The sequence below is a fragment of the Collinsella sp. CLA-AA-H302 genome (assembly GCF_040093305.1).
Lineage (GTDB): Bacteria > Actinomycetota > Coriobacteriia > Coriobacteriales > Coriobacteriaceae > Collinsella.
Genome location: NZ_JBBNJW010000001.1, coordinates 23,308 through 37,909, shown reverse-complemented (window position 1 = coordinate 37,909; position 14,602 = coordinate 23,308). Strand labels below are relative to the sequence as shown.

Genomic DNA, 14,602 nt, shown 5'->3' with positions numbered 1-14,602 from the left:
GGCTCTTGTTTCTGTACCGATGAGTGGGTTGCTGGGACAAAATAATCAATAGTGTTTGTCCCATATTCGAGCGACGCAACAAGCTCGACACTCGTATCGGCCATGGGACAATCTCTACTGATTATTTTGTCCCATCCCTTTCAGGTCCGTTCGTTAGAGGTGGTGTATGGCTCAACAACTGTCGCTGTTTGGTTTGCCGGAACCGGAGGAAGCTCCGGTGAAGCCCAAGCCTGCCGCTGCCTCGGCTCAGTCTAAGCCTGCGCCCGAGCCCCCTGCCGCCTACGCGAGCGTGGTCCTCGACATCCCCACTCGTGCGCTGTCGGAACCGTTTGCTTACGGCATCCCCGAGTCCCTTGCCAACGAGGTCCAGATCGGGTCCACGGTCCTGGTCCACTTTGGTAACCGTGCCGCCGCGGGCTATGTCGTCGACATTGCGCCTGATCTGGGCGATCTGCCGGGCAACAACGCCCTCGACCCCGTGCGCATCAAGCCCATCGAGGCCATCCTCAGCAAACCGCTCTTTACCGCCGAGGCTGCCCGCATTGCGCGCTGGATGAGCCGCGAGTACGTCGCGACGCTTTCCGAGTGCCTGCGCTTATTTTTGCCTCCGGGTGGCAGTCCGCGCGTCGTTAAGGGCGATGACGGCGTGTGGACGGTTGAACGTCCAGCCGTCAAACCCATCCAAAACCGCTGGGTGATGCTTACGCCTGAAGGCTTTGAGTACACGCCACCCAAGACCGCGGTCCGCCAGCGCCAACTCATCGAGGCGCTCCAGTGTGGTCCTGTCACGACGCGCGACCTCAACCTTCTCTATAACAGTATGTCGGCGACCATCAAGGCGCTCGAAAAACGCGGCGTCGTGGTGGTGGAGGAGCGCCGTGCCTGGCGCGGTTGCAGCGAGCAGACCACGCTGTCCTCTGCAAGCGGCAAACCGCCGGTCGCGCTTACGAACGGTCAGCAGCAAGCGCTCGCGCAGATTGAGCGTGCTCGCCTGGATGCGCACGGCGACGTGGTGCTCGTGGACGGTGTTACGGGCTCCGGCAAAACCGAGGTCTATCTATCCGCCATCGAGCGCGTGCTCGCAGCCGGTCGCTCGGCCTGCGTGCTGGTACCCGAGATTTCGCTGACAGCCCAGACCGTCGGCCGCTTCCGCTCCCGCTTTGGCGAGACGGTCGCGGTTTTCCACTCGCGTCTTTCTGCTGGGGAGCGTCTGGACCAGTGGGATATGGTTGCCAGCGGTGCGGCCCGCGTGGTCGTCGGCGCACGTTCGGCGCTCTTTTGCCCTCTCAGCGATCTGGGCCTCATCATCATTGACGAGGAGCACGAGACCAGCTACAAGCAGGGGTCCAGTCCGCGCTACCATGCGCGCGAGGTGGCAGCCGAGATGGCGCGCCGCTATCGCTGCCCGCTCGTGCTGGGGTCGGCCACGCCATCTGCCGAGGCCCTCGACCGCTGCCGCCGTGGCACGTATAACGGTGCCACTTGGACGCGTGTCGAGATGCCCGAGCGCCCGGGACACGCCGTGCTTCCCACGGTCCGCATTGCCGACCTGCGCCGTGAGTTTTCTCACGGCAGCCGCTCCATGTTCTCAAAACCCTTGATGGAGGGCTTGGAGCGTGTGGTCGAGCGCCGCGAGAAGGCCGTGCTGCTGCATAACCGCCGTGGCTTTGCGCCATTCCTTATGTGCCGCGAGTGCGGCTGCGTCCCCACCTGCAACCACTGCTCCACAGCGCTTACGTATCACGAGCGCACACACACGCTGAAGTGTCACACATGCGGTTCGTCTTGGCGCGTGCAGCCGTATCCCGCGCCCACGAGCCGTTGCCCCAAATGTGGCAGTCGCTACCTGGCAAAAATGGGCCTGGGCACGCAGCAGATCGAGGACGCTCTGCACCAGTTGCTTCCCGAGGACGTTGCCATCATTCGCATGGATGCCGATTCCACGCGTGGCAAGGATGCGCACAAAAAGCTGCTCGAGCAGTTCGATGCGGCGGATTGCGCCGTGTTGCTGGGTACCCAGATGATCGCTAAAGGTCTCGATTTTCCCGAGGTCACGCTCGTGGGCGTGGTCAATGCCGAGTTTGCGTTAAAACTGCCCGATTTTAGAGCGGGGGAGCGCGCCTACGATTTGCTGGAGCAGGTCGCGGGCCGTGCCGGACGCGGCGATCGTCCCGGCGAGGTCATCATCCAGACCTATCTGCCCGAGGACCCGGTCATTCGTGCCGTTGCCGAGCACGATCGTTCAATCTTTACCGACTACGACCTGGACCAGCGTCGCGACGCGCTGTATCCGCCGTTTGTGCGCCTGGTCAACATTTTGGTTTGGTCGGCGAACGCGGATGATGCGCAGGACTACATTGGGCGCATCGCAAAGCTGCTCAAGCGCCGCTGGCATGCCGTCGCGCCCGACTTTTTGCGGGCGGGGAGTGCCGTGCCGCAGGTGCTGGGCCCGGCTTCGTGTGTAATCGAGAGAGCCAAGGACCGTTACCGCTTCCATCTGCTTGTGAAGTCGCCCGTGGGGTACCATGTCTCTGATGATATCGACGCCTGCCTCAAAGAGGTGGGCTCTGTGCGCGGCGTGAGCGTGAGCGTTGACGTCGATGCCTATGATTTGATGTAACAAACCGAAAGGATGGCCATGGAAGCCAACGGAATCGTACTGTCGCCCGACCCTCGCCTGCGCCAGGAGTGCGCCGTCATCGAGGAGATCACCCCGGCGATCGAGGCGCTTGCCGAGAAGATGAAGAAAATGATGTTCGATAACGGCGGTTGCGGCCTGGCTGCTCCGCAGATCGGCGAGCTCATTCAGCTCGTTACCATCGACTGCGACTACAGCGACAAGAACGACTACGATCCGTACGTGCTCATCAATCCCGTGATTGTGGAGCAGAGCGACCATCTCGTGCCGTTTAGCGAGGGCTGCCTGTCTATCCCCGGCATTAGCTGCGAGATCGAGCGTCCCGACCATGTCGTCGTCGAGGCGTACGACTTGGACGCAAACCTGATTCGCTATGAGGCTTCGGGCGATCTGTTCTGCGTGTGCCTGCAGCACGAGATTGATCACCTGCACGGCAACACCATGTTCGAGCGCCTTAAGCCCATGCAGAGGATCAAGGCAGTCAAGGAGTACCAGGACGCCCTGGCCCGCGGCGCTCGACCGGGCGAGACGGAGTAGGTTAATTGTCCGTCCCTGGGATGGGGCCCACACATATCATCCCGTGCTCAAACATTCTCGCTTTGCTGCGAAACTGCGCGCGGGACGATATGTGTGGGCCCCATCCCAGGGACTACGTTGTCGCTCTTCGTTTCGCCCGAGTGCCGTCGGGCCAGGGAGGGGCGTCTTCGCTGATAGGTGCTTTGTTGGGAGGGCTGCTTTTATGCGGCTCTTTCTTTGTTTTTGGGTATATTTGTTTCTGTTGAACTATTCTTGCGGCTGGGCGCGCTTGCGACCAAGAACGCTTTTTTGTAGCCGTCTCGGCTCGTTATTGAGAGGAGACTAACTTTTATGCGTATTGTGTTTATGGGTACGCCTGATTTTGCTGTGCCTTCGCTGACTTCGCTTGTTGAGGCTGGGAATGAGATTGCGCTCGTAATTACTCGTCCCGATGCTGTTCGTGGGCGTGGTAAGAAGCTGGAGCCGTCTCCTGTTAAGGCTAAGGCGCTCGAGCTTGGTCTGCCTGTTGTTGAGGCTAATCGTATGACGCCTGAGGTTGTTGAGGTGCTCCAGGCTGCCCAGGCTGATATTTTCTGTGTGGCTGCCTATGGTTGCATTTTGCCCGATGAGGTGCTGCATATGGCGCCGCTTGGTATTGTGAATGTTCATGCGTCCTTGCTGCCTCGTTGGCGTGGGGCTGCTCCTATTCAGCGTGCCATTCTTGCTGGTGATGAGATTGCTGGCGTTTCTATCATGCGCATTGGGCATGGCGTGGATACCGGCGCCTATTGTGCGCAGGCCTCGACCTCGGTTGCCGGTAAGCATGCCGAGGCGCTGACTATGGAGCTCGCTGAGCTCGGCGGCAAACTGCTTGCCGATACGCTTCCTTCTCTTGCCGATGGCACCGCCGTGTGGATCGAACAGGATGAGGCGCTCGTTACCCATGCTGCCAAGATTTCTAAGCAGGAGATGCGCTTGGATCCGCAAATGGCGGCGCTCGATTGCGTGCGTCATGTGCTCGCTTCGTCCGATACCGCGCCTGCTCGTTGCGTGATTGCCGGCAAGACCGTGCGTGTGCTCGATGCTGCGGCGGCTGATGTGTTGCTTGGCGAGGGTCAGGTTCTCGTTAAGGCCAAGCGTGTTTACCTTGGCCTTTCCGATGGCTCGGTTGAGTTGCTTGAGGTTAAGCCTGATGGCAAGCGTGCTATGACTGCTTCTGCTTGGGCTGCTGGCCTGCAGGGTGCCGATCTTTCGTGGGGTGTTTTGTCATGAGCAAGCTGTCTCCCGCGCGCAAGCTTGCGCTCGATGTGCTGATGGAGGCCGATCGCCGCGGCATGTATGCGCGCGACGTGCTGTCCTCTCGCGCATCGGCCAAGGCCATTGACCAGCGCGATTCTGCGTTTGCCGCTCGCCTGGCGCTCGGTGTTGCCGCCACGCAGGGTATTTTGGACGAGTTGCTCGATCAGTTTCTCGATAAGCCCAAAAAGGTTGCGCCGCGTGTTCGCATGGCGCTTCGTATCTCGGCCTTCGAGATGCTCTATCTGCATACGCCGGGCCGCGTTGCCGTAAGTCAGGGAGTTGAGCTCGTTCGCAGTGGTGCTAAGTCCGCCGCCGGTCTGGCGAACGCCGTTCTGCATAAGGTTGCGGACAACGTCGATGATTTTGCCGCCGCGGTGGATGCCGATGAGTCTGAGCGACGCTTGGTTCGCCTGTCTCGCCTGATGGGCTTGCCGCGATGGCTGTGCGCTCGCATTATGGCATCGTTTGACACGCCAGAGGGTGCGCTTAACTTTGCCGGCAATCTGGCCCCCGCGCCGCTGGCCCTGCATGAGAACGCTTTTGCTTCCAAGCCCGATCCGTATATCTCGCAGCTCGTCGCGCCTGTCTTCCCGGGCTGCCATGCCCCGGTTGATGCCCAGGTTACCGTTGCTTCGGGTGTGTTTGAGCGTGCTGCCGCGGTGGCCTCTGATCTCAACGCGCAACTTATCGCCACAGCTGCCACGCGCCCTGGTTGCTGCCTTGAGATTGGTGCCGGCCGTGGCACCAAGACCTATGTGATGATGTGCCAGGCCAAGCGTGCGGGCTATGAGCGTCAGCATACGGCGCTCGATTTGCATGATCGCAAGTGCGACCAGAATCTCGCTCGCCTGCATAAGGCAGGTATTCAGGGCGTTCGTACGGTTTCGGGTGATGCTTGCGAGCTTGATGAAGTACTGACGTCGTTTGATGCCATGCTTGGCGAGCCGGTTAAGTTCGATACGGTCTTTATCGATGCGCCGTGCTCTGGCACCGGAACCATGCGTCGTCATCCCGAGATCCCGTGGCGCCTGACCGAAAAGGATGTGACGGTTGAGCTGCCCAAGCTGCAGCTTACGATGCTCAAGGAAGCCGCTACGCGCGTGGCTGCCGGCGGCGAGCTCATCTATGCCACCTGCTCGGTCTTTGAAGAGGAGAACGCGCAGGTCGTGGATGCCTTCCTGGCTTCTCCCGAGGGCGCCGGCTTTACCGTGGCGCCGCTCTCCGAGGCGCAGATTCTGCAACTCCCCGAGTTCGATCAGGCCAAGAAGCTCGTATCCGTACGCCAGAACGATCGTGGCCTCTTCCAAAGCGTGCCGGTAAGCGCCGATTCCTACGACGGCCACTTTTGCGCCAGGCTGGTCCACAAGTAATTACTACGTTGCGGTGAAATAGGGATTGAATAGCTGCATCTACCCGCCATAAAGTCCTTCTTTCACCGCAACTCAGGATTTTTCTGGGACGGGGATTAATAAATCGGGTATGAAAGTAAGCGGTTGGGTTCGGTAGGTTTCTAGTTGCATGAATCGCTCGCGGATTTAATATTTAGAGGTTAAAATGACCGATCTTAACTATGACAAGATTGACAATCCTGAAGATAAAACTCAGGGAAATGAAGAAGTTAAAAATTCTTCGATTAAAAAGCGGGTAATTATTGGTGCCGGTATTGTTGCTCTGCTTATTGCTGGTTGTGTCGTTGGTTATGCTGGTTACAATTACAAACAAGCATGTAGTGAACATAATCAGCAGGTTGAAGTTTTGTATTCAAAGGCTAGCGATAGTGTTGTTGCCTTTAAAGCTGATCCTAGGCTGCTAACATTTGAGCAACGTCTTGATACCATTAGAAATGCTCAAAACAATAAAGAGATGTTGAATAAAGAAATCTCTGATGACAAATTTAAGTATGCTGATGGCACTTCCCCTGATTGGACGAAGTTGCTTAATGAATACGATTCCATAATTAAAGACTGCCGTAATGCTCAAAATAATGAGTGGAATACTTCTCTAGCTGACCATGTTGACTTTGATGTAAATTCTACTGAAGATACTGACTCTCTCCAACAGCATATTAATAGCCTCAATGGCCTTCTTAATGATATTTCTAACAAAGATAATCAGAAGCTTATTTTTGAAGATGCCAAAAAGGATTCTAAAAAGTTCATTGATCAAATCAATGAACAGATCAGTCGTTATCAAACTCGTATTGATGATGTGAACAAGGCAAAAGCTGAAGCTGAAGCGAAGGCTCTAGAGGAAGTAACAGCACGAGCTCAACAGCAGATTTCTCAGCAGAACAATTATTCTAGCGGTAGTAACTACTCTGATAATAATTCTGGTGGATCTTCTAGCAGTATTTCTTCTTCCAATAATAGTGGTGGTAAGTATGTCATTCGTCAATTAGATCAATATGATGCAGCTGGTAACTATATCGGATCTACTCATTGGTATAGCGATGGTACTTGTGATGATCCTTATGCTGCCGGTATGGGCGGATTTTAAAATATACTAATTTTTAAAAATAATTGTCGACCCATAGCGCAAAGAAATAGCCCCGCGATCGGTGTTGATCGCGGGGCCGCGTTGTTTCTAGTGGTTATGCGGGCAGTTGGCGCAGCAGCCGTTTGTGGCGCTGGTGCTGGAGCCGCCGCTTCGCTGGTCGGTGTTGTAGAAGCCGCTGCCCTCAAATTTAATACCACTGGCCGAGAACGTCTTGGCGGCCGGAGCGCCGCAGTTGGGGCACACGACCTCGGGGGTCTCAGACATGGGATGCTCAACCTCAAACACGTTGCCGCAGCTCGAGCACTTGTAATCGTAGCGCGCCATAATACTTCCTTTTCAGCACAAAGCGGGCAGATTACTCTGCCCGCAAAAATTCAAACGTCTGTAACTGTACCCTATATCGGGGGTTTTATCACGCTTCGCCCCAGAATCTATGCGTGTTGCGCAGGAGCTGTGCGGTTTTGCCCTCAGCGGCCGCAACGTCGGCCTCGTCAGCCTGCCAGGTCCAGTTGCCCGTGGCCACGCCCGGTACGTTCATGCGCGTGTCGTCGCCAAGCCCCAGCACGTCCTGCAGCGGCATCATCACCAGGGGAGCGTCGCTTGTCAGCGCGTCGCTCATCAGCTTGGCTGCCACCTCAACACCGCTCGGCTCGTCGCCGCCCGCAAAGGAGCGCGTGCACCAACCGGCGAGCGTCGACGTGTCGTGCGTTGAGGTGTACAGAATCTTGCCCGGCGTGGGTTGCACGCCGTTGCGGACGTCGTAATCGCTAAACTCCAGTACGTCCATACCAGGGAAGCCGCAAGTCGAAGCCATGGCGCGAACGCCGGGCGTCAGGTAGCCCAGGTCCTCGGCGATAAAGTTGAGCGGCCCCAGCTCGTCATAGGCGGTCTGAAACAGGTCCTTGCCCGGGCCTGCCAGCCAACGCCCTTCGGCGCAAGCCTTGCCAGCGGGGATACTGAAGTAGCTGTGGAAGCCCAGGAAGTGATCCAGACGCACGCGGTCGTAGAGCGAGAACGCACGACGTAGGCGATCCATCCACCAGCTATAGCCGTTCTGCTTCATGTGGTCCCAGCGGAACGTCGGGTTGCCCCACACCTGACCCTCGGGCGCAAAGTTGTCGGGCGGCGCACCGGAGATCTCGATTGCCTTGCCGGTATCGGATAGCCAGAAGTTCTCGGGTTCGCTCCACGCATCTGCCGAATCGTCGGACACGTACATAGGAATATCGCCGATGACCTCGATGCCCCTCTTGTGCGCGTAGTTCATGAGCTCGCACCAGGCTAGGTCAAAGCGGTACTGCATGTACGCCTGCAGCTCTGCCTCATCGTGGAAACGCTTGTCGTCAATCAGGTGCTCGTTGTAACGCGCGACATCCGCCGGCCAATCGTGGCGCGACTCGCCCTCAAAGTACTTCTTAACGGCCGTGTAGACGCAGTATTTCTCGAGCCAATCGGCGTTGCGATGTTTAAACGCGGTGTAGAGCGGATCGGCATCTTCGCCGCCACGGGCCTTCCAAGTCTCAAAGTCGGCCGCCAGCTCCTTGTGGCTTTCGGGAAGCAGGTCGATATTGCCTGCAAAGGCCGAAGGCCCGGCGTAAGGGGAGCGGAAGAAGTCCGTGGGGTTGACAGGCAGGACCTGCCAGTAGCGCATGCCCATAGCGGACAGATGGTCGATAAAGCGACGCGTGGGTGCGCCGATCGTGCCGGGCTTGCCGTCATCGGTCGGTACCGAGGTGATATGGCACACAACGCCCGCGCCGTGATCGAGCGGCTCCTGCAGGCGCTGCTCGGCATGGTGATAGATGATCGACGAGCCCAGCGGATACAAATCGAGCGTGACCGTGCCGTTGTGGATCTCGCACTCGTGACCGCTGATCACGTCACTCGCGCATTCGTCGAGCGCCGGAATCGTCACGCGGTGCGAATTGCGCAGACTACGGTTGATGATAACCGTCGCGGACTCGCCATCCTTGCCCGTGCGGTTGTATGCCAGCACCTCGTCGTTGAGCGCGAAGGCCTTGATCTCGCCGTCGATCATAAACGGCAGTGCGCGGCGTACGGCGGAGGCGTTTTTGACAATAGCCAGCGTGTCGAAGTCGTGCAGTTGGTCCTTGGTCGGCAGGGTGCGGCGGTTGCCCGGATCGGTTAGACCCTCAAGGCCGTATTCGTCGCCGTAGTAGATCGAAGGCACGCCGGGGAAGGTCATCTGCATGAGCGTGGCGAGCCAAAAACGGCTCTTGGCCAGGCCCATCGAGTTCTCGTCCAGGCGCCATTTGCTGCGCTCGCACTCGGGCAGCTGCGACTCGTCGGGGCCGCCGCCGAGCACCGAGATGATACGCGGGCGGTCGTGGCTCGACAGCAGGTTGAGCGCGCAGGACAATGCCTCGCTCGGGTAGTTCTCGCGCAGGGTCTCGATATCCTCAGCGGCCTCGTAGGCGTTCTTGTAGCCCATCAAAAAGCCGATGACCATGTCGCGGAAGGGGTAATCCATAGCAGAGTCCAACTCGGAGCCCTGTAGGTAGCGACGCAGATGGCCGTAGCTAATCTTGTTGGAGGCGTCTTCCCAGACTTCGCCGAGCAACAGTGCGTCAGGCTTTTCGGCAAGTACGGCCTTCTTGATCTCGGCCAGGAAGTCGTCGGAAAGCTCGTCAGCGACGTCCAGTCGCCAGCCATGAGCGCCGGCACGTAGCCATTTACGGATCACGCCGTCCTTGCCCAGAAGCCGCTCGCGTACCAGCTCGGAGCTCTCATTGATGGCGGGCATGTTGCCCACGCCCCACCAGCAGTCGTACGAGCCGTTCTCGTGGAAATAAAACGCATCGCGCCACGGCGAGTCCTCGCTCTGCCACGCGCCCACGCCGGGGTAGTTGCCGTAGCGGTTGAAATAGATGGAGTCGTCACCCGTATGGTTAAAAACGCCGTCCAGGATGATGGAGATGCCCAGCTTCTCGGCTGCCTGGCACAGCTCGGTAAAGTCCTGCTCGGTGCCCAGGATCGGGTCGATCTTGGTGTAGTCGGCCGTGTCGTAGCGGTGGTTGCTCGCGGCCTCAAAGATGGGGTTGAGGTAGATGGCCGTGAAGCCCAGCTCGGCGATGCGGGGCAGGTCTTCTTGGATGCCCTTGAGCGAGCCGCCGTAGAAGTCCCAGGTCTTGATGGAGCCGTCCTCGGCGCGCTCGTATACGGGCGGCTCGTTCCAGTCCTCGATCATGCGGCGCTGGATTCCGTTGCGCGGTTTTTCGACCTCGGCCAGCGTGCGCTCGCGCCAGTTTTCATCTCGGGCGTAGCGATCGGGGAAGATCTGGTAGACCATGCCGCGCTCGTACCACTCGGGTCGAACTTCGCGGTGCTTGTAGACGGTGATCTGGAACGACGGCACCTCGGCGTAGTCGTAGGTTACGCCCTCGCCGCCGGTGCGGCCCTGCGGTGCGCCCAGACGAACCTCGGGCTGGCCCTCGATTTTGCAGATAAAGCTGTACCAGATAAGACAGGGCTCGGTGCACTCAAGCTCTACGGTAAATATGCCGTCGCCCTCGTGCGTCATGGGATACCGAGACTCACCGACCTCATCGACCCAGGTACGCAGCGTAAGCGTTGCCTGATTGGGATCGGCATCCTCCAGAATCACGGAGAGCGAAAGGGTAGTTCCAGTGGTCACAGCGCCAAACGGAGTGCGAAACTGCGACAGACGGCTGTTGTGAATCAATCTCATAGTACGGTCCAGTTCTATACAATCATGGCCAGCGGGCCATGGGCTTAACGCACAGTACCTAAGTATATCGTTGCACTTTAGTTGTATAAACTACAGCCGCTCACTATCGGCGAACGGTTGTCCTAGAAAATCGTTTTACCATCCAAATTATCGCGGCATTCGAAAACGTACTTACCGATACTATTTGTAGCCAACCAGGAGTACCCCGGTTTACTACGATAAATTGAATAATCTCAACCATAGTCATTTTGGTGATATTAAAACCGCAGGTAGAAGCGTTACCACTTTTGTAGATTACTCGCCGTGGTCGGCCGGAGCCATTTTGTCGTAGTAAACCGGCCCTCTTTTTAATGCGAGGTTCAACCAAGAAGAGGGCGCCTGCTTGGGGCGCCCTCTTTTGCGTTGAGGATTAAGTTTTAATCGTCAGGATTAGCGGCGCTTGCGGGCGGCCGTTGCCTTGCGGACGGAGGTCTTCTTGGTCGGAGCCTTTTCCTCGGTCGAAGCGGCGGGGGAGACCGGAGCCTCCTTGGCGGGTTCGACCTTTGCCGTAGCCTTCGGAGCGGTCTTGACCTCAGCGGCCTTCGGTGCCGGCTTGGGCTTTACTGCGGGCTTGTCCTCGGCCTTAGCCTCTGCCTTGGGAGCAGCAGCCTTGGCCGTGGTCTTTTTGGCCGTCGTCGTAGTGCGCTTGCGCGTGGTGGTCTTGGCGGACGGCTTGGCCTCGACAGTTGCCTCGGCCTTGGTCGTCGACTTCGCCGCCGTGGCCTTCTTGGCGGTCGTTGCCTTCTTGGCGGTCGTGGTCGTCTTCTTGGCAGCGGTCTTTGCCGGAGCATTGGCGGCCGGCTTGGCCTCTGCGACCTCGGCCTTTACCTCGGGAGCAGCCTCGGCCTCGGCGGCTTTCTTGGCAGCGGCGGTGGTGCGCTTGCGCGCGGTCGTTGTCTTGGCAGCGGTGGCCTTGCTCGCAGTCGCAGTCTTGCTCGCAGCGGCCTTCGTGGTCTTTGTCTTCTTAGCCGTCGTCTTACGAGTCGCGGTCTTCTTTGCCGCAGGCTTCGCAGCAGGCTTCTCCACGGACTCGGGCTCAGGAGCAACCTCAGCCTTCACCTCAGGCTCGGCCTTTGCGGGCTCAGGCTCAACCGGCTTCTCCTCGGCCTTGGGCTCATCAGCGGCAGCGGGCTCATTAAGGGGCGCCGCAGGCTCGGCCTCAGCGGCCACCGGTTCAGCAACAGCCTCAGGCTCGTCGACAACAGCCGCCGGCCTCTCAATCTCCGGATGCATAAAGAAGTACAGGTCCAGATACTTGTCGGCCGAGCGCGTCCAGCTAAAGTCCTGACTCATAGCCTGCGTGACCAGCTGGTTCCAGGCATCGCGGTTGTCCCAGAACAGGCGTGCCGCGCGGAACACGGCGTCGCCCATCTCGTCGCCGTTAAAGTTGGTAAACGAGAAGCCCGTGCCCTCGCCGGTAAACTCGTTGTACGGCTGCACTGTGTCCTTCAGGCCGCCGGTCTCGCGCACAATGGGCAGGGTGCCGTAGCGCATGGCGATGATCTGCGACAGGCCGCAGGGCTCAAACTTCGAAGGCATCAGGAACATGTCGGCGGCAGCATACATGCGCTGTGACAGAGCCGGATCGAACTCGATGCGCGCGGCCATGGTGCCGGGGTACTTGTCCTGGAAGTAGCGCAGGCCGTCCTCGTAGTCGCGGTCGCCGGTGCCCAGCACCGCCACCTGCACGCCGCCGGCCAAAATGCGGTCGAGCGCGTACATGACTAGGTCCATGCCCTTCTGGCGCGTCAGGCGCGTGACCATCACCATGAGCGGGCGGTCGTCGCGAACCTCGAGCCCCAGCTCTTCCTGCAGCTTGGCCTTGCACACGGCCTTGCCGGAACGGTCCTCCACGGTGTAGTTGGCGGCAATGCGCTTGTCGGTCGCCGGGTCAAAGCCTGCCACATCAATGCCGTTCAGGATGCCCTGCAGCGCATAGGAGCGCTCGCGCAGCACGCCGTCCAGGCCCTCGCCAAACTCGGGCGTCTGGATCTCGTTGGCATAGGTGGGGCTCACCGTAGTGATGGCGTCGGCATAGCGCAGGGCGCCCAGCATGTAGTTGATGCTGCAGGCGTCGCAACGCAGCTGCGAGGCGGCCGCCGGAATGTGCGCCACACCCAGGATGTCCTCCATCACGGTGTCGCTAAACTGGCCCTGGAACGCCACATTGTGGATCGAGAACACGGTCTTGACGCGGTCGTACAGCGGCAGGCCCTGGTAGAACTCGCGCAAGAACACGGGCGCCAGTGCCGTTTGCCAGTCGTTGCAGTGCAGGATGTCGCACTCAAAGCCGGCCGGCAGGTGCTGCAGACTCTCGGTGATGGCCTTGGAGAAAAACGCAAAGCGCTCGCCGTCATCAAAGAAGCCGTACGGATAGTCGCGCGCAAAGTAGCGCTCGTTGTCGATGAACATATAGGTGACGCCGTCGTGCTCGAGCTTCTCGAGACCGCAGTACTCGTTGCGCCAGCCCAGGCTCACGTAAAAGTCGGAGAAGTGCTCCATCTGCGCCTTGTATTCGTCCTTGATGGTGGCGTACTTGGGCACCATCACGATGACTTCGGCGCCGGCGCGCACAAGCGCCGCAGGCAGCGAGCCCGCCACGTCGCCCAGGCCACCGGTCTTCACAAACGGTGCGCACTCGGCCGAGGCAAACACGATCTGCATCTTTTTGCTGGAATCTGCCATATTGTCTCCCATGTTGCAATTCGAGAATAGCCGCCTGGCGCAAACCGGGCGGCTATTCTACATGTTACGAGCGATGTTGCGGTGCCAACGTTAACGTACGATGGTGGTGTCGGAAGTTAACGGAGCCTTGCCCAGCACCAAGATGTTCTCGGGCGTGCCGCGAAGCTCGGTGTTGGTGGGGACCACGTTGTTCTTGTCCAGAATGGCATTCTCGACGCGTGCGCCGCTCTTGATGATGCAGCTCTGGTTGATGATCGAGTTGGTCACCGATGCGCCCTCCTCGACCACGACGCCGCGCGACAGGATCGAATTGCGCACGGTGCCCTTGATGATGCAGCCGGCCGAAATGATCGAGTTGCACGCGTGGCTGCCGGTCGCATAGCGCGAAGGCGGCACGTCGTGAGCCTTGGTCAGGATCGGGCGCTCGGGATCGAAGAGCTGGTCGGCCACGGTCTGGTCGAGCAGGTCCATGCTGCGGCGATACAGCGACTTCTCGCTAAACACGCCCACGACCTCGCCCTTGTACTCGTAGCTGCACACGTCGATGTTGCCAAAGTCGCCCTGGAGTGCCTCGAGCAGGTCCAGATAGTCGGCGGCCTGGTAGTGGTCGATAATCTCGAGCAGCGTCTCGCGGTTGACGATGCAGCAGTCCATGGAGGCGTTGTCGCCATACGCGACGCCGGCGCTCACGCCCGTCAGGCGGCCGTTCTCGTTAATCTCGAGCTTGGTCTCGTCATCGACGTTGCGCGTGGCCTTGCAGTACACCACGGTCATTTGGGCACCGGAGTTCTCATGCGCCTCGATGATGGTGTTGAGGTCCATGTTAAAGATGATGTTGGTGCCCATCATCACGACATAGGGCTTCTCCGAGCGCTGGAACAGCGTCTTGTTGGAGATGATGTCGCGCAGCAGGAAGCGCATGCCGCCCTTGGTGGTGCCATACGCGTTGCCGGGCACCATGAACAGGCCGCCCTTCTTGCGATCCAGGCCCCAGTCCTTGCCCGAGCCCACGTGGTCGATCAGCGAGCGGTAGTTCCCCGGCATGACAACGCCGACGGTCTTAATGCCGGCATTCATCATGTTGGACAGTGGGAAGTCGATCAGACGGTAGCGGCCCAAAAACGGAACGGACGCGATGGGGCGGTCCTTGAGCAGCACGCTGCCGTAGGTCGAAGAGTAGTTAGCGGTGATATAACCGATGGCCTTGCGATTGATCATCG

The 14,602-nt window shown here is 59.0% G+C and carries 9 protein-coding genes; 5 read left to right on the top strand and 4 right to left on the bottom strand.

What is annotated here, in order from left to right; genetic code table 11:
• Window positions 1-166: 166 nt before the first annotated feature.
• The 5 genes from priA (at window position 167) to AAAV21_RS00130 (ending at window position 6,949) form a co-directional block, all read left to right on the top strand.
• Window positions 167-2,620 (top strand): primosomal protein N', encoded by a 2,454-nt coding sequence (gene priA / locus AAAV21_RS00150; RefSeq protein ID WP_349106520.1) that lies wholly within the window; start codon window positions 167-169, stop codon window positions 2,618-2,620.
• Window positions 2,621-2,638: 18 nt separating this feature from the next.
• Complete coding sequence (gene def, locus AAAV21_RS00145; RefSeq protein WP_117635192.1) at window positions 2,639-3,175, top strand: peptide deformylase; 537 nt, start codon at window positions 2,639-2,641, stop codon at window positions 3,173-3,175.
• Between the two features lie 330 nt (window positions 3,176-3,505).
• Window positions 3,506-4,426: a methionyl-tRNA formyltransferase gene (gene fmt / locus AAAV21_RS00140; protein WP_349106518.1), complete on the top strand. Its 921-nt coding sequence runs from the start codon at window positions 3,506-3,508 to the stop codon at window positions 4,424-4,426.
• The gene (locus AAAV21_RS00135) at window positions 4,423-5,823 is read left to right on the top strand and encodes a transcription antitermination factor NusB (RefSeq protein ID WP_349106516.1); all 1,401 of its coding nucleotides are present in this window, start codon (window positions 4,423-4,425) and stop codon (window positions 5,821-5,823) included. The genes fmt and AAAV21_RS00135 overlap by 4 nt, the downstream gene beginning before the upstream one ends.
• Before the next feature lie 184 nt (window positions 5,824-6,007).
• Entirely contained in the window at window positions 6,008-6,949 is a 942-nt protein-coding gene (locus tag AAAV21_RS00130; protein ID WP_349106513.1) for a hypothetical protein, read from the top strand.
• An 87-nt stretch (window positions 6,950-7,036) separates the two neighbouring features.
• On the opposite strand, the gene AAAV21_RS00125 is transcribed toward AAAV21_RS00130, so the two are convergent.
• The 4 genes from AAAV21_RS00125 to glgD form a co-directional block, all read right to left on the bottom strand.
• Window positions 7,037-7,273 (bottom strand): FmdB family zinc ribbon protein, encoded by a 237-nt coding sequence (locus AAAV21_RS00125; protein ID WP_089571835.1) that lies wholly within the window; start codon window positions 7,271-7,273, stop codon window positions 7,037-7,039.
• Between the two features lie 88 nt (window positions 7,274-7,361).
• Window positions 7,362-10,658 carry a 4-alpha-glucanotransferase gene (locus tag AAAV21_RS00120; protein WP_349106511.1) on the bottom strand — a complete coding sequence of 1,099 codons (3,297 nt, stop codon included), beginning with the start codon at window positions 10,656-10,658 and terminating at the stop codon, window positions 7,362-7,364.
• A 429-nt stretch (window positions 10,659-11,087) separates the two neighbouring features.
• Window positions 11,088-13,382: a glycogen synthase GlgA gene (gene glgA, locus AAAV21_RS00115; RefSeq protein ID WP_349106508.1), complete on the bottom strand. Its 2,295-nt coding sequence runs from the start codon at window positions 13,380-13,382 to the stop codon at window positions 11,088-11,090.
• A 90-nt stretch (window positions 13,383-13,472) separates the two neighbouring features.
• Entirely contained in the window at window positions 13,473-14,600 is a 1,128-nt protein-coding gene (glgD, locus tag AAAV21_RS00110) for a glucose-1-phosphate adenylyltransferase subunit GlgD (protein ID WP_349106505.1), read from the bottom strand.
• Between the last annotated feature and the right edge of the window lie 2 nt (window positions 14,601-14,602).

Bases quoted from the DNA above. Each gene is read 5' to 3' on its own strand.
- priA (WP_349106520.1), top strand. From the start codon at position 167: ATGGCTCAACAACTGTCGCTGTTTGGTTTGCCGGAACCGGAGGAAGCT.
- AAAV21_RS00130 (WP_349106513.1), top strand. From the start codon at position 6,008: ATGACCGATCTTAACTATGACAAGATTGACAATCCTGAAGATAAAACT.
- fmt (WP_349106518.1), top strand. From the start codon at position 3,506: ATGCGTATTGTGTTTATGGGTACGCCTGATTTTGCTGTGCCTTCGCTG.
- AAAV21_RS00135 (WP_349106516.1), top strand. From the start codon at position 4,423: ATGAGCAAGCTGTCTCCCGCGCGCAAGCTTGCGCTCGATGTGCTGATG.
- def (WP_117635192.1), top strand. From the start codon at position 2,639: ATGGAAGCCAACGGAATCGTACTGTCGCCCGACCCTCGCCTGCGCCAG.
- glgD (WP_349106505.1), bottom strand. From the start codon at position 14,600: ATGATCAATCGCAAGGCCATCGGTTATATCACCGCTAACTACTCTTCG.
- AAAV21_RS00120 (WP_349106511.1), bottom strand. From the start codon at position 10,658: ATGAGATTGATTCACAACAGCCGTCTGTCGCAGTTTCGCACTCCGTTT.
- glgA (WP_349106508.1), bottom strand. From the start codon at position 13,382: ATGGCAGATTCCAGCAAAAAGATGCAGATCGTGTTTGCCTCGGCCGAG.
- AAAV21_RS00125 (WP_089571835.1), bottom strand. From the start codon at position 7,273: ATGGCGCGCTACGATTACAAGTGCTCGAGCTGCGGCAACGTGTTTGAG.